Origin of the sequence: Rhodanobacter glycinis (assembly GCF_006438785.1) — a bacterium.
GTDB lineage: Bacteria > Pseudomonadota > Gammaproteobacteria > Xanthomonadales > Rhodanobacteraceae > Rhodanobacter > Rhodanobacter glycinis_A.
Map to the genome: position 1 here is coordinate 614,804 of NZ_RCZB01000001.1, position 20,139 is coordinate 634,942.

Annotated in this window: 19 protein-coding genes; 5 read left to right on the top strand and 14 right to left on the bottom strand. The window is 65.7% G+C overall.

Translation table 11 applies throughout. The annotated features are described in order from the left end of the window. Positions 1–10: 10 nt before the first annotated feature. The 7 genes from ccoS to ccoN form a co-directional block, all read right to left on the bottom strand. Positions 11–199: a cbb3-type cytochrome oxidase assembly protein CcoS gene (ccoS, locus tag EAH75_RS03170; RefSeq protein WP_140654094.1), complete on the bottom strand. Its 189-nt coding sequence runs from the start codon at positions 197–199 to the stop codon at positions 11–13. After that, positions 196–2,457, bottom strand: coding sequence for a heavy metal translocating P-type ATPase (locus EAH75_RS03175; protein WP_140654097.1), 2,262 nt, complete (start codon positions 2,455–2,457; stop codon positions 196–198). The genes ccoS and EAH75_RS03175 overlap by 4 nt, the downstream gene beginning before the upstream one ends. After that, positions 2,454–2,684: a hypothetical protein gene (locus EAH75_RS03180; protein WP_140654099.1), complete on the bottom strand. Its 231-nt coding sequence runs from the start codon at positions 2,682–2,684 to the stop codon at positions 2,454–2,456. The genes EAH75_RS03175 and EAH75_RS03180 overlap by 4 nt, the downstream gene beginning before the upstream one ends. After that, a complete protein-coding gene (gene ccoP / locus EAH75_RS03185) occupies positions 2,668–3,576 on the bottom strand; it encodes a cytochrome-c oxidase, cbb3-type subunit III (RefSeq protein WP_140654102.1) in 909 nt (302 codons plus the stop codon). Before ccoP ends, EAH75_RS03180 begins: the two co-directional genes overlap by 17 nt. Next, a complete protein-coding gene (locus EAH75_RS03190) occupies positions 3,573–3,758 on the bottom strand; it encodes a cbb3-type cytochrome oxidase subunit 3 (protein ID WP_140654104.1) in 186 nt (61 codons plus the stop codon). The genes ccoP and EAH75_RS03190 overlap by 4 nt, the downstream gene beginning before the upstream one ends. Next, on the bottom strand, positions 3,755–4,408 hold the full coding sequence (ccoO, locus tag EAH75_RS03195) for a cytochrome-c oxidase, cbb3-type subunit II (protein WP_140654107.1): 654 nt from the start codon (positions 4,406–4,408) through the stop codon (positions 3,755–3,757). Before ccoO ends, EAH75_RS03190 begins: the two co-directional genes overlap by 4 nt. Positions 4,409–4,535: 127 nt before the next feature. Then, positions 4,536–6,002, bottom strand: coding sequence for a cytochrome-c oxidase, cbb3-type subunit I (gene ccoN / locus EAH75_RS03200; RefSeq protein ID WP_140654109.1), 1,467 nt, complete (start codon positions 6,000–6,002; stop codon positions 4,536–4,538). Between the two features lie 373 nt (positions 6,003–6,375). Between ccoN and ispG the strand changes: the two genes are divergently transcribed. Continuing rightward, positions 6,376–7,635 carry a flavodoxin-dependent (E)-4-hydroxy-3-methylbut-2-enyl-diphosphate synthase gene (ispG, locus tag EAH75_RS03205; RefSeq protein ID WP_140654111.1) on the top strand — a complete coding sequence of 420 codons (1,260 nt, stop codon included), beginning with the start codon at positions 6,376–6,378 and terminating at the stop codon, positions 7,633–7,635. Positions 7,636–7,704: 69 nt separating this feature from the next. Next, complete coding sequence (locus tag EAH75_RS03210) at positions 7,705–8,553, top strand: HD-GYP domain-containing protein (protein ID WP_205043260.1); 849 nt, start codon at positions 7,705–7,707, stop codon at positions 8,551–8,553. Positions 8,554–8,562: 9 nt separating this feature from the next. Here the strand turns inward: EAH75_RS03210 and aat are convergent, their stop codons facing one another. From aat to trxB, 3 genes are all read right to left on the bottom strand, one after another. Next, positions 8,563–9,309 (bottom strand): leucyl/phenylalanyl-tRNA--protein transferase, encoded by a 747-nt coding sequence (aat, locus tag EAH75_RS03215; RefSeq protein ID WP_140654114.1) that lies wholly within the window; start codon positions 9,307–9,309, stop codon positions 8,563–8,565. Beyond that, a complete protein-coding gene (locus tag EAH75_RS03220) occupies positions 9,306–10,451 on the bottom strand; it encodes a GNAT family N-acetyltransferase (protein WP_140654116.1) in 1,146 nt (381 codons plus the stop codon). Before EAH75_RS03220 ends, aat begins: the two co-directional genes overlap by 4 nt. Positions 10,452–10,575: 124 nt before the next feature. Next, a complete protein-coding gene (trxB, locus tag EAH75_RS03225; protein WP_140654118.1) occupies positions 10,576–11,538 on the bottom strand; it encodes a thioredoxin-disulfide reductase in 963 nt (320 codons plus the stop codon). A 218-nt stretch (positions 11,539–11,756) separates the two neighbouring features. Here trxB and EAH75_RS03230 point away from each other — a divergent pair, with 218 nt between their 5' ends. The 3 genes from EAH75_RS03230 (at position 11,757) to lolA (ending at position 15,928) form a co-directional block, all read left to right on the top strand. Further along, the gene (locus tag EAH75_RS03230) at positions 11,757–12,821 is read left to right on the top strand and encodes an alanine dehydrogenase (protein WP_140654121.1); all 1,065 of its coding nucleotides are present in this window, start codon (positions 11,757–11,759) and stop codon (positions 12,819–12,821) included. 44 nt (positions 12,822–12,865) lie between these two features. Further along, positions 12,866–15,193: a DNA translocase FtsK gene (locus EAH75_RS03235; RefSeq protein WP_140654123.1), complete on the top strand. Its 2,328-nt coding sequence runs from the start codon at positions 12,866–12,868 to the stop codon at positions 15,191–15,193. Positions 15,194–15,262: 69 nt separating this feature from the next. After that, positions 15,263–15,928, top strand: coding sequence for an outer membrane lipoprotein chaperone LolA (lolA, locus tag EAH75_RS03240; RefSeq protein WP_140654125.1), 666 nt, complete (start codon positions 15,263–15,265; stop codon positions 15,926–15,928). 9 nt (positions 15,929–15,937) lie between these two features. Here lolA and EAH75_RS03245 read toward each other — a convergent pair whose 3' ends face one another. The 4 genes from EAH75_RS03245 to EAH75_RS03260 are packed head-to-tail and all read right to left on the bottom strand — an operon-like array spanning position 15,938 to position 20,136. After that, complete coding sequence (locus EAH75_RS03245) at positions 15,938–16,450, bottom strand: NADH-quinone oxidoreductase subunit B family protein (protein ID WP_140654127.1); 513 nt, start codon at positions 16,448–16,450, stop codon at positions 15,938–15,940. A gap of 7 nt (positions 16,451–16,457) precedes the next feature. Then, complete coding sequence (locus EAH75_RS03250; protein ID WP_140654130.1) at positions 16,458–18,002, bottom strand: NADH-quinone oxidoreductase subunit C; 1,545 nt, start codon at positions 18,000–18,002, stop codon at positions 16,458–16,460. A gap of 12 nt (positions 18,003–18,014) precedes the next feature. Further along, the gene (locus EAH75_RS03255) at positions 18,015–19,469 is read right to left on the bottom strand and encodes a hydrogenase 4 subunit F (RefSeq protein WP_140654132.1); all 1,455 of its coding nucleotides are present in this window, start codon (positions 19,467–19,469) and stop codon (positions 18,015–18,017) included. Position 19,470: 1 nt separating this feature from the next. Further along, positions 19,471–20,136 (bottom strand): formate hydrogenlyase, encoded by a 666-nt coding sequence (locus tag EAH75_RS03260; protein ID WP_140654134.1) that lies wholly within the window; start codon positions 20,134–20,136, stop codon positions 19,471–19,473. Positions 20,137–20,139: the final 3 nt, after the last annotated feature.

Genomic DNA, 20,139 nt, shown 5'->3' on the forward strand with positions numbered 1-20,139 from the left:
GGCGACGCTATCAACCGACGGGCGGTTCTTCCGATGACCTGGCGGTCGGCTCTTCCGGCGCCGGCTCATCCAGCAACGGCAGGATCGCGGGGCTGTCCAGGTCGTCGAACTGCTGGTGGTTCACCGCCCAGAAGAACAGTCCGACTGCGACCAGCAGCACCAGTACCGTGACCGGAATCAGCACCAGCAGGATGTTCATGCGCGCAGCTCGCGCGGGCGAGACATCGGAAGGGAAGCATCCGGATGGTCGGCTGCGGTGTGGCGACCGACGCGTAGCGCGTTGAGCACCACCACCAGCGAACTCAGCGACATGCCGATACCGGCCAGCCACGGCGGCACAAAGCCGAACGCGGCGAACGGCACGGCGCACAGGTTGTAAAGCAGCGCCCAGCGCCGGCTCTGAGTCATCACCTGCTGCACCTGCCGGGCGATCAGGCGGGCATCGACAAGGCCGTCCAGACGTCCATCCAACAACAGCAGGTCGGCGTGCGCCTGGGCCAGTTCGGTGCCGGAGGTGAGCGCGGCGGAAACGTCGGCGCCGGCCAGTAGCGGCGCGTCGTTGCTGCCGTCGCCGACGGCCAGCGTGATGTGGCCGTGGCGACGTGCTGCCAGCAGCCGCGCAAGCTTGTCGGCGGGCGACTGGCGCGCGTGCCAATCGTCGATACCCAGGCGTCGGGCCAGCGCGGCCACGCGCGTTGCGGTATCGCCGCTGGCGATCATCGGCGTGATGCCTTCGGCGCGCAGCGCGTCGAGCATGCGGCGGGCATCTGCGCGCGGTTGTTCGTCCAGATGAAACGCCGCGATGGCGCCCTGCTCGTCGGCCAGCATCAAGGCATCGGTCGCCGCCGCGGCTACCGGCTCGCCGCTGGCGGCGAGCGCAAAGCCGGCGCGACCCAGACGAAGCATGCGGCCTTCGATCAATCCGCTGATGCCGTCACCGGCACTGACCTGCACGGACTGCGCGCGCAATGGCAGCGCATGTTGACGCGCCACATCGGCCAGCGCACGGGCCAGCGGGTGAGAGCTTTCGTGGGCCAGCGCGGCGGCCAGTTGCAGGACCTGTTCCGGCGTGTCGCCGCGCAGGGGTTCGACCGCACGACGATCCAGGCGCGGCACGCTCAACGTGCCGGTCTTGTCGAACAGCGCGCGGTCCACCCTCGCCAGCGTGGTCAGCGCGGCGCCGTCGGTGACGAGCACTCCGCGGCTGGCCAGCACGCCGAGCGCACGGGTCAGCGTGGCGGGACGAGTCAGCGCGAACGCACACGGACAGGCCACCACCAGCACCGCCACCGCCGCCTCGAACGCGCGGTCAGGCTCGACCAGCAGCCAGCCCAGCGCCGTAAGCACGGTCAACAGCAGCACGCGAGCGACGAAACGACCGATCTCGCGGTCGCTGTCACTGGTCACGTTGCGTGCTTGTCGTGCGCGGCTGGCCAGGGCGCCCAGTCGCGCCATCGTGGTGGTGGCACCGCCTTGCTCCACGCGCATGTCGGCAGGGCCGGACAGCAGCACGCTGCCAGCGATCAACCGTTCCCCACGTTGGCGCTGCACCGGGCGGGATTCACCCGACAGCAGCGCCTCGTCCACTTGCGCGTCGGCACTTTCCAGCATGCCGTCCGCCGGTACCGTGGCGCCTTCGGCGATGTGTACGCGATCGCCGGGCAGCAGGGTGATGGCGGCGACAGTCTCCAGTGCGCCATCGGCGCTGCGCCGCTGCGCCAGCATCGGCGAGGCATCGATCACCGCGTCGCCCAGCGCGCCGCTGCGATGGCGCGAGCGCAGTTCGAGATAGCGTGCTCCGAGCAGCAGGAACACGAACATGCTCACCGAATCGAAATAGATCTCGCCACTGCCGCGCAACGTGTTCAGCGTGCTGGCGAGGAACACCAGGCCCACTGCCAGTGCCACCGGCAGGTTGATGCCGAGCCGGCGTTCACGCAGCTCATGCACGGCACCGGCGAAGAACGGTTGCGCCGAATAGAACACCAGCGGCACGGTGGTGATCAGGCCGAGCCAGCGGAACAGGTTGCGCGTGCTGAAGTCGACGAAATCGACCACGCCGATGTAGATCACGAAGGCGTACGTCATCACCTGCATCGCGCACATGCCGGCGACCAGCAGGCGCTTCAGCGCGTCATGTTGTTCATGCGAGCGGATGTCGTCGATGCTGTCGTGCTGCAGCGGCTGCGCCGGACAGCGGGCGGCGGCGAAGTTGTCGAGCAAGGTCGGTAGCGAAGTGCGTTGCATGTCCCATACGACCCGCACGCAGCGCGCGGTGCGGTCGATGGCGACACGGCGGACGCCGGGCAACGCATGGATGCGTTGCTCCAGCCACAGGATCTGGCGAGGGTCGTGCAGCGATTCAACCCGCAGCGCGATCTCGCTGCAGCCGTCGCGGCGGCTGCGCAATACCTGCGCTGCCAGCAGCGGATTTGCCCATGCCGCGTGCGCGTTCATCGCGGCGGATCGGGCGGCGGTGGGTGGGAGCTGCTGTGCGAGCTGGCCGGTACGCCGAAGACGGTATGCGAAGTATCCAGCGGCGTGTCGGCGTGGTGCATGCCCAGCACGATCATCCAGACGCAGCCAGCCAGTGAGGCGACGAAAATGACTATGCCAAGCCACAGCACCGGCTGGCGATACCAGACCGATGCGGTGCGGGCGGCGATGTCATTGGCTGCTGGCATCGGCGTCGTGCGACAGGTGATAGACGTAGGCGGCGATCATGTGGATCTGGTCATCGGACAGGCGCGGACTCCACGCCGGCATCTGGCCCTGGCGACCTTCGCCGATGGTTTTCTCGATATTGGCCACGCTGCCGCCATGCAGCCAGATGTGATCGGTGAGGTTGGGCGCGCCCAGCGCCGGATTGCCCTTGCCTTCGGCACCGTGGCAGGCGGCACAGGTAGCGAACATGGGTTTGCCGGCTGCTGCCTTGGCTGCGTCATGCGGGGACCCGGACAGGCTCAGCACGTATTGCGCGAGGTTCTTCACGTTGTCCGCGCCGAGGCTCGCCCATGGCGGCATCACACCGCGGCGGCCATCGTGGATCGAGGTAATGATGTCGTTGCCGGTGCCGCCGTAGAGCCAGTCGTTGTCGCCGAGATCGGGTGCGCCGAGCACCACGTTGCCTTTCGCGCCGCGCTGGTGGCAGGCGGCGCAGTTGTCTTCGAACAACACCTTGCCCATCTGAAGGGCGGCCGGGTCGCTGGCCAGCTGTTCGACCGGATACATCCTGAAGCGCTCCATCAACGGGACGAGTTTGGTGTCATTGGCGGCCACGTTGCGCGCCAGTTCGCCGTGCGCCGTCCAGTTCAGCGCGCCTTTGTGACTGCCGAAGCCGGGGAACAGGTACAGGTAGGCGAAGGCAACCACGAACATGCTGGTCGAAAACACCACCCACCAGCGCGGCAGCTTGCGCACACCCTCACGCAGCACGCCGTGCGCCCAGACATGGCCGCTGGTGCCGTCGGGCAGGGTCGGGATCTTCGCGCGCGGGCCCCACAGGAACAGGAACAGAGTGATGCCCATGTTGAGCACCACCAGAAACATCACCCACAACGACCATCCTGCACTCATGGACGATCCTCCTTCGTTTCGGCATCGGTGGGTTCGTCTTCCATCGGCAGCCGCGCCATGCGATTGAACGTGCGCTTGTGCTGCTTGTGCCAGGCCCAGATCCAGATACCGATGAAGGTGACCATCATCAGCAGGATGATGGCGCCGGCGACGTGGCCCCAGACCGGGCTCACGGGCGTCATGGCGCACCCCCATCGCTGGCGGCGGCAGCGGTCGGCGTGGGTTGTTCGTTGCGGATGCCCAGGCCTTGCAGGTAGGCGATCAGCGCGTCCATCTCGGTCTTGCCGTCCACCGCGGCAGGCGCCGCGGCAATGTCGGCGTCGCTGTAGGGATCACCCAGCCTGCGCAGGGTGCGCATGCGCGCCTGGATATCGGCGGCATCGAGTTTCCGCTCGGCCAGCCACGGGTAGCCGGGCATGTTGGATTGCGGCACCACCTGGCGCGGACCCATCAGGTGCATGCGTTGCCAGGCATCGGAATACTTGCCGCCCACGCGCGCCAGATCCGGTCCGGTGCGCTTGGAACCCCACTGGAACGGACGGTCGTAGACCGACTCCTCGGCGGTGGAAAAATGCCCGTAGCGCTGGGTCTCGAAACGCAGTGCGCGAATCATCTGCGAGTGGCACAGGTAACAACCCTCGCGCACATAGACATCCTTGCCCGCCAGCCGCAACGGATCGTACGGCTGCACGCCGGGCGGCGCCTTCATCGAATGCGCTTCCATGAACAGCGGCGTGATCTCGGCCAGGCCGCCGAGCGACACCATGATCGCGATCAGAATGCCGAGCAGGCCGGCGTGTTTCTCGATCGCTTCGAAATGTTTGTAAGCCATGGGGTGAGCTCTACTTGAAGAGTGCGGCCATGGATGGCCGCCTTTGGGCTTGCAGGACCGGGATGTCTTGCCGAAATAGGAACCTGATCGAAGCGGCGATCATGGATGAGCGCATCAGCTAATTTCCTCAACCGGCCGCAGGCAGCGGGGCAGGTACCTGGTGTGGCACCGGCTCGGGGATCGGCACCGGAATCGGCTTGATCAGCCGCGCCCGTGCATCCGCCGCGGTGTACCAGAGGTTCCATGCCATCACCCACATGCCCGACAGGATGCACACGCCGCCCAGCCAGCGGATCAGGTACATCGGCTTGATCGCGATCAGGCTGTCCAGGAAGCCGTAGGTGAGCGCGCCGTCGGGCTGGGTGGCACGCCACATCAGGCCCTCGGTGACGCCGGCAGTCCACATCGAACCCACGTACAACAGGGTGCCCGTGATGTGCAGCCAGAAATGCAGCTCCATACCGCGATTCGAATGCATCTCCGGCCGACCCAGCGCGCGGGGCGCCATCGCGTAGAGCGAGCCGATGGTGATCATCGCCACCCAGCCGAGCGAGCCGGAATGCACGTGGGCGATGGTCCAGTCGGTGTAGTGCGACAGCGAGTTCACCGTCTTGATCGCCATCATCGAACCTTCGAAGGTGGACGCGGCGTAGAACACCAGCGACATCACCATGAACTTGGCAGCGGGGTCGGTCTTGAGCCGCCACCACGAGCCGTTGAAGGTGAGCAGGCCGTTCGCCGCCGAACCCAGGCTCGGCATCAGCAACACCAGCGAGAACGCCATGCCGACCGACTGCACCCAGTCGGGCAGGGCGGTATACATTAGGTGGTGCGCGCCGGCCCACATGTAGACCGAGATCAGCGCCCAGAAATTGACGATCGAGAAACGGTAGCTCCACAGTGGCTGCTGCGCCTGCCTCGGCACGAAGTAATACATCATGCCGAGGAAGCCGGCGGTGAGGAAAAACGCCACCGCGTTGTGGCCGTACCACCACTGCACCATCGCATCGACCACGCCGGAGTAGATCGGGTACGACTTGAACATCGACACCGGCAAGGCGAGGTTGTTGACGATGTGCAGCAGGCCCACCGCGATGATGAACGCGCCGTAATACCAGTTCGCCACGTAGATGTGCTTGATCCGCCGGCGCGTGAGGCTGCCGAAGAACACCACGCCGAAGCTCACCCACACCACGGCGATCAGGATGTCGATGAACCATTCCGGTTCGGCGTATTCCTTGCTTTGGGTGAGGCCCAGCGGCATCGTCACCATCGCCAGCACGCAGATCAGCTGCCAGCCCCAGAAGGTGAAGCCGGCCAGCTTGCCGAAGGCCAGCCGTGCGTGGCCGGTGCGCTGCACGATGTAATAGCAGGTACCCATCAGCGCCGAGCCGCCGAACGCGAAGATCACGCCGAAGGTGTGGTCGGGGCGGATCCGGCTGAAGGTCAGCCACGGAATGTCGAAGTTCAGCGCGGGCCACATCAGCTCCGCCGCGGCGTAGACGCCGACCGACATGCCGATGATGCCCCACACCGCCGCGGCCAGCAGGAACTGGCGCACGACCTTGTCGTTGTAGTACTCGGTATTCGGCATGCGGTTTCCCCGATCAATCCCTACAGTATTCGTGCAAGCATGGCGCCCTGCCATGACTACGATCAATTCGCTGCGTCAATTCGTCCTGAGCGGCCTGTTGCACGAATTCGCTGCGTGGTCCGGCAGGGGCAGGCCCGGTCCGCATCGACATGGCAGCGGCCGTGTGGGCCGGGATCGTGTATTTCTGCGGCTTTCGGAGCGGAACCGGGTAAACGGAACACTCCGGTCGCTTCAAAATGGTGCCCGCCGCCGCGACTGGCAGCAACAATTTTTCGGCTCAGGCTGCGCCGATTTGCCACAGGATGGCAAGCTCGATCGGGTATCCTTGGCAGTGTCGTCGCGGCCCATCGCGACCTGTCTTCCGGTTGATTCCATGAGTGAGATTGCATCGCAGAAACCGCACCCGGCCGAACCTGGTCGGCGCCGGCCCAGCGTGGCCGTGCAGATCGGCAAGGTGAAGGTGGGTGGCGCTGCGCCGATCGTGGTGCAATCGATGACCAACACCGACACCGAAGACCCGGCCAGCACTGCGAAGCAGATCGCCGAGCTGGCCCGTGCCGGTTCCGAACTGGTGCGCATCACGGTGAATACGCCGGCCGCCGCTGCGGCAGTGCCACGCATTGCCGAGCGACTGGCGATGATGGGCGTGGGCGTGCCGATCATCGGTGACTTCCACTACAACGGCCATCAACTGCTGGAACGCGAGCCGGCCTGTGCCGAGGCGCTGGCGAAGTACCGCATCAATCCCGGCAACGTCGGTTTCGGCAAAAAGAAGGATAGCCAGTTCGGCGCGATCATCGAGATGGCGCTGCGCTACAACAAGCCGGTGCGCATCGGCGCGAACTGGGGCTCGCTCGACCAGAGCATGGTCACCGCCCTGATGGACGAGAACGCGCAACGCGCCGACCCGTGGGATGCTTCGCACGTGGCACGCGAGGCGCTGATCCGCTCCGCGCTGGATTCCGCCGCGAAGGCCGAGGAGATCGGCCTGGCGCGCGACCGCATCATCCTGTCGTGCAAGGTTTCCGGCGTGCAGGAACTGATCGCGGTATACCGCGACCTTGCCGCGCGTTGCGACTATGCCTTGCACCTGGGCCTGACCGAGGCAGGCATGGGCTCGAAGGGCATCACCGCTTCCAGCGCTGCGCTGGCCGTGCTGCTGCAGGAAGGCATCGGCGACACCATCCGCATCTCGCTGACGCCGGAACCGGGCGCCTCGCGTACCGGTGAGGTGATCGTGGCGCAGGAGTTGCTGCAGACCATGGGTCTGCGCTCGTTCACGCCGCTGGTCACTGCCTGCCCGGGCTGCGGTCGCACCACCAGCGAATTCTTCCAGGTGCTGGCCAAGACCGTGCAGGAACATGTGCGCGAGCAGATGCCACTGTGGCGGGTGAAATACGACGGCGTTGAGAACCTCACTCTGGCGGTGATGGGTTGCATCGTCAACGGTCCGGGCGAATCCAAGCACGCCAACATCGGCATCTCGCTGCCCGGCAATGGCGAGGCGCCGGCGGCGCCGGTATTCATCGACGGCGAAAAAGCGATGACCTTGCGCGGCGACAATATCGCCAGCGAATTCGTCGGCATCCTGGATGACTACGTGGCGCGCAAGTACGCGCTGCGGGCGGGCTGAGGTCTTCGTCACAGGCCCGTATTTGATGCCGCCGAATCCTGTCGACAGGCGGCTTGCGGTGTGGCAAGAATGCGCCACACCGGTGCGTTGCAGAGGTCGGCAGTGGCGATGACTCCTCAATTCCGTACGGCCCTGGTCTACCTGGTGGCCGCTGCGCTGTGGATATGGTTCTCCGACCAGGCGCTGAACGCGCTGGTGAACAGCCAGACGGAGCTTACTTTTCTGCAGAGCCTCAAGGGCTGGCTGTTCGTGCTGGCCACCGCGCTGGCGCTGTACTGGATGATCGGACGCGACCTGCGCCGCATGGAAGCGGTCAACCGGATGCTGCTCAATGGCCACGAGCAATCCCTGCGTGTGCTGGTATCGGCGATGGACATCCGTCACAAGGAAACCGGCGATCACTCCGAGCGGGTGATGCGCATGGCGGTGGGTCTGGCGAAGCGGGTTGGTGTGCAGGGCAAGCCACTGCACGACCTGACCTTCGGGGCACTGCTGCACGATATCGGCAAGCTGGCGTTGCCGGATGCCATCCTGATCAAGCCGGGCAAGCTGGATGGCGAGGAGATGGCGCAGATGCGCCGGCACCCGCAAATCGGCTACGACCTGTTGCAGCGTGTGGATTTCCTGCGTGCGGCCGTCGACATTCCGTACGGCCATCACGAGCGCTGGGACGGCGGCGGTTATCCGCAGGGTCTGCGCGGTGAGGCGATCCCGCTGGCAGCGCGGATATTCAGCGTGGTTGACGTGTGGGATGCACTGATCACCGCCCGTGTGTACAAGCCGGCGTGGCCGGAGGCGGAAGTGCTGGATTATCTGCGCGATGTCGCCGGCAGCCAGCTCGATCCGGGCCTGGTCGAGCTGTTCCTGGAAAACTATGGCGAGCTCAAGGCGCTCGGTCGCATGGCCGAGGTCAGCTAACCGTATTCGTCAGCGCGTCCGCGCGAGGGCGGAGTCCGGACCGGGTTGCAGCAGGCGCGGCGTGAGATCGGCCCAGCTGCCGACGCGCCCGGGCAACTGGCTCAGGCGGGCGACCTCCTGCAGGAACTGCGCGCGTGGCATTTCGATGGCACCCAGGCCGAGCGTGTGCGGGTTGCTGACCTGGGTGTCGATCAGCGGAAAATCCATCTCGCGCAGCAGCCGGGCAATCGCGACCAGTGCGATCTTGGAGCCACCGCTCTCGGCGCTGAACATCGATTCCCCGCAGAACAGCCGACCCATCGCGACGCCATAGATGCCGCCGACCAGTCGCTCGTCGTCCCATACTTCCACGCTGTGCGCGTAACCCAGTTGATGCAGTTGTCCGTACGCATCGATCATGGCCGGCACCAGCCACGTGCCGGAATCGCCAGCGCGCGGTGCGGCGCAGGCACGGATCACCGCGTCGAAGGCGTGGTCGATGGTCAGTCGCCAGTGCTTGCCGGAAAGCTGGCGGCGCAGGCTCCGATTCACGCTCAGCGATTCCGTGCGGAACACGCAACGCGGATCGGGCGACCACCACAGGATCGGCTCGCGTTCGCCGTACCAGGGAAAGATGCCGCGGCTGTAGGCAGCCAGCAGGCGTTGCGGCGACAGGTCGCCACCGAAGGCGAGCAATCCGTTGGGGTCGGTCAGCGCATCGCGCGGATCGGGGAAGCGATCCGTGACATCAGGATCCAGCAGCGGCAGGCGTTTCATCGTTCGACCTGAGCATGATCGGCAAACGGGCTGTGCCCCTGCAGCTCGGCGGCATAGGCGTCGACCGCCTTCGCTTCGCTGGCAAGCGCCGCCGCCACGGCGGCGCGAAAATCCGGATTCTGCAGATAGTGCCTTGAATGCGTGCGCACCGGCAGGAAACCACGCGCCAGCTTGTGCTCACCCTGGGCGCCGGGTTCGAAACGGGTCAGTTTGTTGGTGATGGCGTAGTCGATGCCGCGGTAGTAGCACAGCTCGAAATGCAGCCCGGGCACGTCCATCGAGGCACCCCAGTAGCGGCCATACAGCACGCTGTCGCTCTGCACGAACAGCGCCATCGCGACGATGGTTTCGTCGCGGCGTGCCAGCGCGAGCTGCGCGGTCTGGCCCAGTTCGCCGAGCTGACTGAAGAACGCCGCGGTGAGTGCGGCATGATTGCCCTTCGCGTCGAACGTTTCCGTATACAGCGCATGCACCTGACGCCACTCGCCGGGGCTCAGCGTGTCGCCACTGCGCCACTCGATCGCGAGGCCGCTGGCGGCAACCTGCTGGCGTTCGCGCAGAATGTTCTTGCGCTTCTTGTGGTTCAGTGCGGCGAGAAAGTCCGGAAAGTGACGGTAGCCATGGTTGTGCCAGTGGAACTGCACGTCCGAGCGAGCCAGCCAGTTTTCATCGAACGCGGCCAGTTCGTTCGGCTGCAGGAAATTGGCATGTACCGAGGACAGCCCCATGCGGTCGGCCTCGCTGCGCATCGCCTCGACCAGCGTGCGTTGCAGGCGTGCCGTGCGTTCGTTGTTGCCGGCCAGCAGGCGCGGTCCGGGCACGGGCGAGTAGGGCACGCCATTGAGCAGCTTCGGGTAATAGTCGCCGCCGGCGCGTTCCCAGGCACTGGCCCAGCTCCAGTCGAACACGAATTCGCCATGCGAGTTGCCTTTCAGATACAGCGGCGCGGCGGCGATCAGTTGCCCTTGTTCGTACAGGCCGAGATGGTGTGCCTGCCAGCCCCACTCGGGGCGGACACAGCCGGTGTGTTCCAGTGCACTCAGGAATGCGTGCGACACGAACGGATTCGTGTCGGCGCGCAGTGCGTCCCACTCCGCGGCAGGCAGCTCGGCGATCGCGGTGTGGAAACGGATAGTCAGCATGAAATGGTTATAGATGATTTTCGCCGGGTGCCTTGCAGGGGTCTGCCTGAAAGTAGTGAGCAAGAGCTTTCCCCCTCACCCCAGCCCTCTCCCCAGCTGTGCTGGAGGAGAGGGAGCAAGAGCATCAGCTGGCCGGCGTTTGCTGATCCAGCCAGCGTTCGGCGTCCAGCGCGGCCATGCAGCCGAAGCCGGCCGAGGTGACGGCCTGGCGGTAGACGTGGTCGGCGACGTCGCCGGCGGCGAACACGCCGGGCACCGAGGTCATCGTGGCCATGCCGTGCTGGCCGCTGTGGATCTTGATGTAGCCGTCGTGCATGTCGAGCTGGCCTTCGAAGATGCCGGTGTTCGGCGTATGGCCGATCGCCACGAAGAAGCCAGTGGCCGCGATGTCGCGGGTGGCGCCGGAGTTGACGTCCTTCACGCGCACGCCGGTGACGCCGGTGTCGTCGCCGAGCACCTCGTCGATGCTGTGGTTCCAGACCAGCTCGATCTTGCCGGCGGCGGCCTTCTCGAACAGCTTGTCCTGCATGATCTTCTCGGCGCGCAGCTTGTCGCGGCGGTGCACCAGGTAGACCTTGCGGCCGATGTTGGCCAGGTACAGCGCTTCCTCGACCGCGGTGTTGCCGCCGCCGATCACCACCACATCCTGGTCGCGGAAGAAGAAGCCGTCGCAGGTGGCGCAGGCCGAGACGCCCTTGCCCTTGTACTTCTCTTCACTGGCGATGCCGAGATACTTGGCGGTGGCGCCGGTGGTGATGATCAGTGCGTCGGCGGTGTATTCACCGGAATCGCCCTTGAGCCGGAACGGGCGCTGCTTCAGATCCGCGGTATGGATGTGGTCGAAGATCATCTCGGTGTGGAAGCGCTCGGCATGTTCGGCCATGCGCTTCATCAGCGCCGGGCCTTGCAGGCCTTCGACGTCGCCCGGCCAGTTGTCCACGTCGGTGGTGGTCATCAGCTGGCCGCCCTGCTGCAGGCCGGTGATCATGGTCGGCTTGAGGTTGGCGCGGGCCGCGTATACCGCTGCAGTGTAGCCGGCGGGGCCGGAGCCGAGGATCAGCAGGCGGCTGTGTTTGGTGGTGCTCATGGTTGGTATAATCCTTGGGTTTACCGATGGCCTGACACTTCATTCGCTGCAGCCCCCGGCACGGTTTCCTCAAGCGAGGCTAGCGGGCGATGGCGGGTTGCGTGACCCCGCAAGGATGGGGAATACCCTCGGCCGATTCAAGGTAGGCGACAGATTCAACGACCCCATCGCGGTGTCAGCGCGATGGATCTACAACGTTCCCACAGGATTCTTTTTCCATGCGTATCGGCATCCCCTCCGAAACCAAGACCCTTGAAGGTCGTGTTGCTCTCGTTCCCGCCGCCGCTGCCGACCTGGTGCGCCGTGGCCATGAAGTGTTCATCCAGGCCGGTGCGGGCCTGAAGAGCGGCTTTGCCGACGAAGCCTATGTCAGGGAAGGCATCAAGATCGTGCCTGACGCCGCCGCGTTGTACGAGGCCGGTGAGCTGATCGTCAAGGTGAAGGAGCCGGTTGCCGGCGATCTGGCACTGCTGAAGAAACACCACCTACTGTTCTGCTACCTGCATCTGGCGGCCGAACCGGAGTTGACGAAGAGCCTGCTCGCGATCGGTCTGACCGGTGTGGCGTTCGAGTCGGTGGAAGAGAACGGCGGTTTGCCGCTGCTGTTGCCAATGTCGGTGATCGCCGGCCGCATCGCCACCCAGATCGGCACCACGCTGCTCCATCGTCCACAGGGCGGCAAGGGCAAATTGCTGGGCGGCATGGCTTCCACTCCGCGTGGCAAGGTCGTGGTGCTCGGTGCCGGCGCCGCCGGTGGTGCCGCTGCTGCGCTGGCTGCCGCTGCAGGTGCCAACGTGGTGGTGTTCGACAAGCGTCAGGACCGCCTGGCCGAGATGATGGCGATGGGCCCGAACGTCACCGCTCTGTACGCCTATGAATCGTCGGTGGCGGAGGAAGTGCGTGACGCCGATATCGTGGTCGGTGCTGTGCTGGTGCCCAGCGCCAAGGCGCCGCGGGTCGTCACTGAAGCCATGGTCAAGACGATGGAGCCCGGCAGCGTGCTGGTCGATATCGCGATCGACCAGGGCGGCTGCTTCGAGACCTCGAAGCCGACCACCTGGGAAAAGCCGACCTATGATGTGCACGGCGTGACGCACTTCTGCGTGACCAACATGCCGGGTGCGGTGCCGCAGACCTCGTCGGTGGCGATCTCCGCCGCGATCCTGCCGTATGTGCAGCGTCTGGCCGCCGGCAACGAGTGGCGCGAGTTTGCCCCGCTGAGCGGCGGCATCAATGTCGATGGCGGCAAGCTGGTACATCCGGCGTTGCAAGGTATGCTCTGACCCTGTCCGGAACGAGCCGGTCCAAAAAAGGGAAGCCCTCCAAGGTGGCGCGAAGCGCGAACGTCAAACCACAACCGAAGGAAGGCCTCAGCGAGGAGCTGAAGCGCCGGCTGCGTGAAGCCGGCGCCCTGCTGTTGCTGCCACTGGCGCTGTATCTGCTGGTGTGCCTGTTCAGTTACAACGCCCATGACCCCAGCTGGACGAATGCCGGCCAGCTGGAGCATGCGCGCAATTTCGGCGGCACCGTCGGTGCGTACGTCGCCGATCTGCTGCGCTGGATCTTCGGTTTGGTGGCCTATTGCTTCCCGTTGCTGCTGCTGTTGCTGGGCGTGCAGGTGCTGCGCCAGCGCGGCGAGCAGCCGGTACATCCGTGGGAGCCGGCGCTGCGCCTGATCGGCTTCGTGTTCTTCTTCATCACGGGCCCCGCGCTGCTATACCTCAATTTCCATGACGATCCGGTGCTGCCGCAGGGCGTCGGCGGCATCATCGGTGTGTGGGTCGGCGACGCCCTGCTCAGCGCGTTCGGCGCCAAGGGTGCGCCGCTGCTGTTGCTGGCGCTGTTTCTGATTGCGGTGACGCTGGCCACCGGTCTGTCCTGGTTCAAGGTGATGGACTGGACCGGACAGGGCGTATTGCGGCTGTTGGCGTGGGCCCGCGGCAAACTGCGTGAGGCGCCGCAGGCGATGGCTGCGCGACAGGCGCGCACCGAGCGCGATGTGGTCAAGAAAGCAGATGCGGTAAAGCAGGCCAAGCGCGAGCCAGTGCGTATAGAGCCGCCACCCGCACCGGTGACCAAGAGCGAGCGGGCCAAGCTGGAAACCCAGATTCCGCTGTTCGTCGGTGCCGCCACACCGGGCGAACTGCCGCCGCTGTCGCTGCTGGATGAAGCACCGCCGCAGGGGCCGGGTTATTCCGAGGAAACCCTCGAAGTGCTTTCGCGCCAGGTCGAGTTCAAGCTGAAGGATTTCAAGATCGAGGCCAAGGTGGTCGGGGCCTATCCGGGCCCGGTGATCACCCGTTTCGAGATGGAGCCGGCACCAGGCATCCGCGGCTCCCAGGTGTCGAGCCTGGACAAGGACATCGCGCGCGGCCTGTCGGTGGTCAGCGTGCGCGTGGTCGACGTGATCCCCGGCAAGAACGTGATCGGGCTGGAGATCCCCAACACCCACAAGCAGATCGTGTATCTCTCGGAGATCCTGCGCTCGGACAAGTACGACCAGTTGAAATCGCCGCTGGCGCTGGCGCTGGGCAAGGACATCGGCGGCAAGCCGGTGGTGGTCGATCTGGCCAAGATGCCGCATCTGCTGGTCGCCGGCACCACCGGTTCAGGCAAATCCGTCGCGGTCAACGCGATGGTGCTGAGCCTGCTGTACAAGGCCAGCGCAAAAGACGTGCGGATGATCATGATCGACCCGAAGATGCTGGAGCTCTCGGTCTACGAGGGCATCCCGCACCTGCTGGCGCCAGTGGTCACCGACATGAAGGAGGCCGCCAACGCCTTGCGCTGGTGCGTCGCCGAAATGGAGCGCCGCTACAAGCTGATGGCCGCCGTCGGCGTGCGCAATCTCGGTGGTTTCAACAAGAAGGTGAAAGACGCCGAGAACGCCGGCCAGCCGCTGCTCGATCCGTTGTTCCGACCGAATCCCGACATGCCGAATCTGGCGGCCGAACCGCTCGAGCCGCTGCCGTACATCGTGATCATCATCGACGAATTCGCCGACATGATGATGATCGTCGGCAAGAAGGTGGAGGAACTGATCGCCCGTCTCGCGCAGAAGGCGCGTGCCGCCGGCGTGCATCTGATCCTGGCCACGCAGCGCCCGTCGGTAGACGTGATCACCGGCCTGATCAAGGCGAACATCCCGACCCGCATCGCGTTCCAGGTGTCATCCAAGATCGACTCGCGCACGATCCTCGACCAGAGTGGCGCGGAAGCGCTGCTCGGCCACGGCGACATGCTGTACCTACCGCCGGGTACGGCCACACCGGAGCGTGTGCACGGCGCCTTCGTCGACGATCACGAGGTGCATCACGTCGTCGCCTGGCTGAAATCGCAGGGCGCGCCGCAGTACATCGAGGGTGTGCTGGAAGAGGCGCAACCGACCAGCGACGGCAAGTTCATCAACGACTCCGGTTTGCCGCAGGATGGCGAGGAGGGCGGTGGCGATGCCGACACGCTGCTGTACGACAAGGCCGTGGCGGTGGTTACGCAGACGCGGCGCGCCTCGATCTCCGGCGTGCAACGCCACCTGCGCATCGGCTACAACCGCGCCGCGCGACTGGTCGAGCAGATGGAGCAGGACGGCGTCGTCAGCGCCCCTCAGCACAACGGCAATCGCGAAGTACTGGCGCCGCCGCCACCCAAGAACTGACGGCTGGCGTCCATTAAGCGATTGCTGCGCACACTGCCAGCCTTCGCAGTCATGTTCCAAGGGAATCCGATGAAACGCTTCATGCTTGCGGTCACTGCTTTCGTGCTGATGCTTTCGCTGGCCGCCGTGGCGCAAGCCGCCACCGGTCCGGCGCGTGCCCGGCTGGACACGTTCGCCACCGGCCTGCATTCGCTCACCGGGCTGTTCACCCAGTCGCTGACCGACATCAACGGCCACAGCAGCAAGACCAGTTCCGGCACGCTGGCGCTGGAAGCGCCGCGCCAGTTCCGTTGGGACACGCTGGCGCCGTACAAGCAGACGATCGTGGCCGATGGCAGCCGGGTGTGGATGTACGACCCGGAGCTGGAGCAGGTCACCGTGCGCATCCAGAGCACCGAGGAGGCACACAGCCCGCTCACCGTGCTGACCGACGTCAAGCAGCTGGACAGGAACTTCAAGGTTGCCGAACAGGGCGAGCACGATGGTCTGGCCTGGCTGCGGCTCACGTCCACCGCGAAGGATCCGCAGTTCGACTACGCCGACCTCGGTTTCGACGCGAACGGCCTGGCGCGGATGACGTTCCGCGACCAGCTCGGCTCGACCACCGACATCCGTTTCTCCGGTTGGCAGCGCAATGCGTCGATTCCGGCGTCTGCCTTCAACTTCGTGCCACCGAAGGGCGCCGACGTGATCGGCGACGTGCCGGTGATCAGCACCCAGCCGCTGAAGGACTGATCGGCGAACCTAGCCGGGGCGCTGCCGGGTGATCTGCAGCAGGCCCTGCAGCAGCGCCTGCGGCGTGGGCGGGCAGCCGTTGACCACGGCATCGACCGGGATGACGGCACTGATCGGGCCGCGCGTCGCGTAGTTCGCACCGAACACGCCGCCACAGGCGCCGCAGTCACCGACCGCCATGACCCATTTGGGATCGGGCATCGCCTCGTAGGTGCGCCTGAGCGCCTGCTCCATGTTGACCGAGACCGGGCCGGTGACCAGCAGTACGTCGGCGTGTCTCGGACTGGCCACGAACGCGATGCCGCTGCCCTCGAGGTTGTAGTACGGGTTGGACAGCGCATGGATCTCCAGCTCGCAGCCGTTGCACGAGCCGGCATCGACATGGCGGATGCGCAGCGCGCGCCCGAATACCGCTTGCAGGCTCCGCTGCAATTTTTCCAGCGGTGCTTCGGGCGCTTCGGATCGCGGCAGCGCTTCGCTGAGGATGCCGGTGCGACGAATGCGGGTCAGGATATCGAACATGCTGGCATCACCCGTCGTGACCGCTGTAGGCGAGGTTGAATGATTTGTTGATGAGCGGGAAGTCCGGCACGATGTTGCCGTGGATCGCGTACTCCACAAGCGGCCAGTTCTGCCACGAGGGGTCATGCGCGTGGCAACGCCGCACGCGATTGTCCGCTGCCGTTTCCAGCGCGATCAGCACCGGGCCGCGCCAACCCTCGATCAGGCCAAGTCCCAGTCGACCGGTCGCTGCTGTCGGCAGCGTGATCAGGCTGGGCCCCGCCGGAAGCGTCTCGAGTAGCGACCGGCACAGTCGCAACGACTCGATGATTTCGTCGAAGCGCACCAGCACACGGGCGGCGACGTCGCCGCCGAAACGCAGGACGCGCCTGGGCCGCAGCCAATCGTAAGGTGGCCACGGCAGATCAATCCGCACGTCCTGCGCGGTGCCGGAAGCGCGCCCGGCCAGGCCGAGCGCGCCATGCGCCCTGGCCAGCTCGGGACTGACCTGGCCGGCATCGCGGAAGCGGTCCTGCAGGCCGGCATGGTCGTCGTAGATGGTGCGCAGTGTGGCCACGGCCTGTTCCAGCATCGTCGCCTCATCGAGCATGGCGCGGATCGCGTGCATGCCAAGGTCGGTGACGACTCCGCCGGGAACCAGATAGTCGAACAGATAGCGCTTACCGAAAGCCTCCTGATTGAGGCGGAGCAGCTGCTCCTTCAGGCTGGAGAACTGCACCAGCCCGAACGCCAGGCCCGCGTCGTTGCCGAGCGCACCAAGGTCACCCAGGTGATTGGCCAGGCGCTCGCGCTCGAGCGCCAAGGCCCGCAGGGACGCGGCGCGGCGGGGCAGCTCGGTATCCGTGATCGACTCCAGCGCGGCGCAGTAGGCCCATGAAAATGCCACCGTGCTGTCGCCGCAGATCCGTGCGGCCAGATGATGGCCTTCCGCCAGCGGCAGTCCTTCGAAGCGTTTGGCGATGCCTTTGTGGGTATAGCCCAGGCGCGCTTCCAGGCGCAGCACTTTTTCGCCCACCACGGAAAAGCGGAAATGCCCCGGCTCGATCGTGCCGGCGTGCACCGGACCCACGGCGATCTCGTGCACCCCGTCGCCACTCACCGGCACGAAGGAGTACGGCGCCGGTTCCACCGGAAACGTTTGCGTGGAATCGCTGTCCCGACGCAGCGGAAAGTGATCATCGGGCCATCCGCCATGACGCAGCCATGGGCGGCGGTCGCCCGCGTCGGGCTGCAGCCCCAGCAGGTCGTATACGGCACGCTGCAGCCGGTCGGCTACCGGGAACCACCCAGCCAGCGACGGGTACACCGGTGTGGCCGCGGGCATCGCATGTTGCAGCAGCAGCACGTGATCGGGCAGCAGGAAAGCGGCGAAGATGCGGAACATGCCGTCGACGTCCCGATCATCGGCGCCCCACAGCGCAAGCAGACAGGCGTCCAGGTCGCGCAGGCTCTGCGCGCTCTGCGACCACTGCGCGGCATCGACCAATACGCGGCGCACCGCCACATTGGCGGGTAACCGGGTGCCTTCGCGTTCGAGAAAGTCAGTGGACATGCAGGCACTCCATCAACCGGCCATCAGACGGGCGGCCAGCCGGTACCACTCGGCCAGCGCCGGCGGTATGTACACGCCCAGCATCAGCACGATCGCCAGATGCACGAATACCGGCACCAGCGCCGGCGAATGCGGCAGCGGCCTGGCATCGGTATCGCCGAACACCATCGGCTGAACCCGGCTGAAGATGGCGGCAAAAGCGACCGCCAGCGCGATCAGCAGGATCGGCGTGGCCCACGGATGATCGCGCATCGCGGTGGTGAGGATCAGGTACTCGCTGGCGAACACGCCGAACGGCGGCATGCCCAGAATCGCCAGCGATCCGAGCATCAGTCCCCAGCCGACGCTGGGATGCAGCGCCAGCAGGCCGCGGATGCCGTCCATGCGCTGGGTGCCGGCGCTCTGCGCGGCGTGACCGGCGGTGAAGAAGATCGCCGACTTGGTCAGCGAGTGCACCGTCATGTGCAACAGCCCGGCGAAATTCGCCACCGGCCCGCCCATGCCGAATGCGAACGTGATGATGCCCATGTGTTCGATCGATGAATACGCGAACAGCCGCTTGATGTCGCGCTGACGCCACAGGTAGAAGCTGGCCAGCAGGGTCGACAGCAGTCCGAAGCCCATCAGCATGTGGCCGGGCAGCGCTGAATGCAGCGCGCCATCGGCGAGGATCTTGCAACGCATGACCGCATACAACGCCACGTTCAGCAGCAGCCCCGAGAGCACCGCCGACACCGGGGTCGGGCCTTCGGCATGCGCATCGGGCAGCCAGTTGTGCAGCGGCGCCAGCCCGACCTTGGTGCCGTAGCCGACCAGCAGGAACACGAACGCCAATCCCATCACCCGCGGCTCCAACTGACCCTTGACCGCGTCTAGGTGGGTCCACAGCAACGCGTCCATGTCGCTGCCGCCCAGCAGCCCCTCGGCAGCCACGTACAGCAGGATCGTGCCGAACAGCGCCAGCGCGATGCCGACACCGCACAGGATGAAATACTTCCACGCGGCCTCGATGCTGGCACGCGTGCGGTACAACGACACCAGCAGCACCGTCGACAGCGTGGCCGCCTCCATCGACACCCACAGGAAGCCCATGTTGTTGGTGGTGAGCGCGACGAACATCGCGGCCATGAACAGCTGGTACATGCTGTGGTACAGGCGCAGTCGACCCGGCGAGAGCCGTCCGTGCCCGGCCTCGATGCGCATGTAGGGACGCGAGAACACCGCGGTGGTGAAGCCGACCAGCGCCGTCAGCGCCACCAGGAACACGTTGAACGGATCGATGAAGAACTGCTCGCGGGCGACCGTCATCGGGCCGCCATGGATGATCCGCACCACCAGCGCGGCGGCGGCGAGCAGGGTGGCCAGGCTCACCGCGACATTCACCTCGGCGGCATACCGCTGCGCCCCGACCACGGCGAGCAGGGCGGCACCGAGCAGGGGGAACCCCAGCACCAGCAGGATCTCCACGTCAGTCCTCCTTGAGCGATTCGAGATGCTGCAGATCGAGGCTGTCGAACTGCTCGCTGATCTGGAAGAAGAAGATGCCGAAGATGAACACCCCCACCAGCAGATCCAGCGCGATGCCCAGCTCCACCACCAGCGGCATGCCGTAAGTGGTGCTGGTGGCGGCGAAGAACAGCCCGTTCTCCAGCGCCAGGAAACCGATCACCTGGGTGAATGCCTTGCGCCGCGCCAGGATCATCAGGAACGCCAGCAGCACCACCGCCAGCGCGATGCCCAGCGTGCGCCGGATGATGGTGGTGGCCAGTGCACTGACCGGCTGCGCCAGGCCGAACGCGAAAATCACCAGCACCAGCCCGACCAGCATCAGGGTCGGCACGTTGACCAGCGGCTCGTTGTCGCGCTCGATGCCCAGCTTGCGCATCAGGCGCAGCAGGATCCACGGCAGCAGGCCCACTTTCAGCAGCAGCGTGAGGGCGGCCGAATAGTACAGGTGGCTCTGATGGGCGGTGGCGGCGACCAGCGCGGTGGAAGCCACCAGCACCACGCCCTGCCACACCAGCAGGGTGACCAGCCGCCGGCTGCGGCGCTCGGCGAGCATGGCGAACGAGATCAGCAGAAGGGCACCGGCCAGCATCTGCAGCAGCTGGGTGGCGAGGTTCATCGTGGCCATCGG

Excerpts from the sequence above, each read along its gene's own strand:
- ccoS (WP_140654094.1), bottom strand. The coding sequence starts at position 199 with ATGAACATCCTGCTGGTGCTGATTCCGGTCACGGTACTGGTGCTGCTG.
- EAH75_RS03175 (WP_140654097.1), bottom strand. The coding sequence starts at position 2,457 with ATGAACGCGCACGCGGCATGGGCAAATCCGCTGCTGGCAGCGCAGGTA.
- EAH75_RS03180 (WP_140654099.1), bottom strand. The coding sequence starts at position 2,684 with ATGCCAGCAGCCAATGACATCGCCGCCCGCACCGCATCGGTCTGGTAT.
- ccoP (WP_140654102.1), bottom strand. The coding sequence starts at position 3,576 with ATGAGTGCAGGATGGTCGTTGTGGGTGATGTTTCTGGTGGTGCTCAAC.
- EAH75_RS03190 (WP_140654104.1), bottom strand. The coding sequence starts at position 3,758 with ATGACGCCCGTGAGCCCGGTCTGGGGCCACGTCGCCGGCGCCATCATC.
- ccoO (WP_140654107.1), bottom strand. The coding sequence starts at position 4,408 with ATGGCTTACAAACATTTCGAAGCGATCGAGAAACACGCCGGCCTGCTC.
- ccoN (WP_140654109.1), bottom strand. The coding sequence starts at position 6,002 with ATGCCGAATACCGAGTACTACAACGACAAGGTCGTGCGCCAGTTCCTG.
- ispG (WP_140654111.1), top strand. The coding sequence starts at position 6,376 with ATGAGTGAGATTGCATCGCAGAAACCGCACCCGGCCGAACCTGGTCGG.
- EAH75_RS03210 (WP_205043260.1), top strand. The coding sequence starts at position 7,705 with ATGCGCCACACCGGTGCGTTGCAGAGGTCGGCAGTGGCGATGACTCCT.
- aat (WP_140654114.1), bottom strand. The coding sequence starts at position 9,309 with ATGAAACGCCTGCCGCTGCTGGATCCTGATGTCACGGATCGCTTCCCC.
- EAH75_RS03220 (WP_140654116.1), bottom strand. The coding sequence starts at position 10,451 with ATGCTGACTATCCGTTTCCACACCGCGATCGCCGAGCTGCCTGCCGCG.
- trxB (WP_140654118.1), bottom strand. The coding sequence starts at position 11,538 with ATGAGCACCACCAAACACAGCCGCCTGCTGATCCTCGGCTCCGGCCCC.
- EAH75_RS03230 (WP_140654121.1), top strand. The coding sequence starts at position 11,757 with ATGCGTATCGGCATCCCCTCCGAAACCAAGACCCTTGAAGGTCGTGTT.
- lolA (WP_140654125.1), top strand. The coding sequence starts at position 15,263 with ATGAAACGCTTCATGCTTGCGGTCACTGCTTTCGTGCTGATGCTTTCG.
- EAH75_RS03245 (WP_140654127.1), bottom strand. The coding sequence starts at position 16,450 with ATGTTCGATATCCTGACCCGCATTCGTCGCACCGGCATCCTCAGCGAA.
- EAH75_RS03250 (WP_140654130.1), bottom strand. The coding sequence starts at position 18,002 with ATGTCCACTGACTTTCTCGAACGCGAAGGCACCCGGTTACCCGCCAAT.
- EAH75_RS03260 (WP_140654134.1), bottom strand. The coding sequence starts at position 20,136 with ATGGCCACGATGAACCTCGCCACCCAGCTGCTGCAGATGCTGGCCGGT.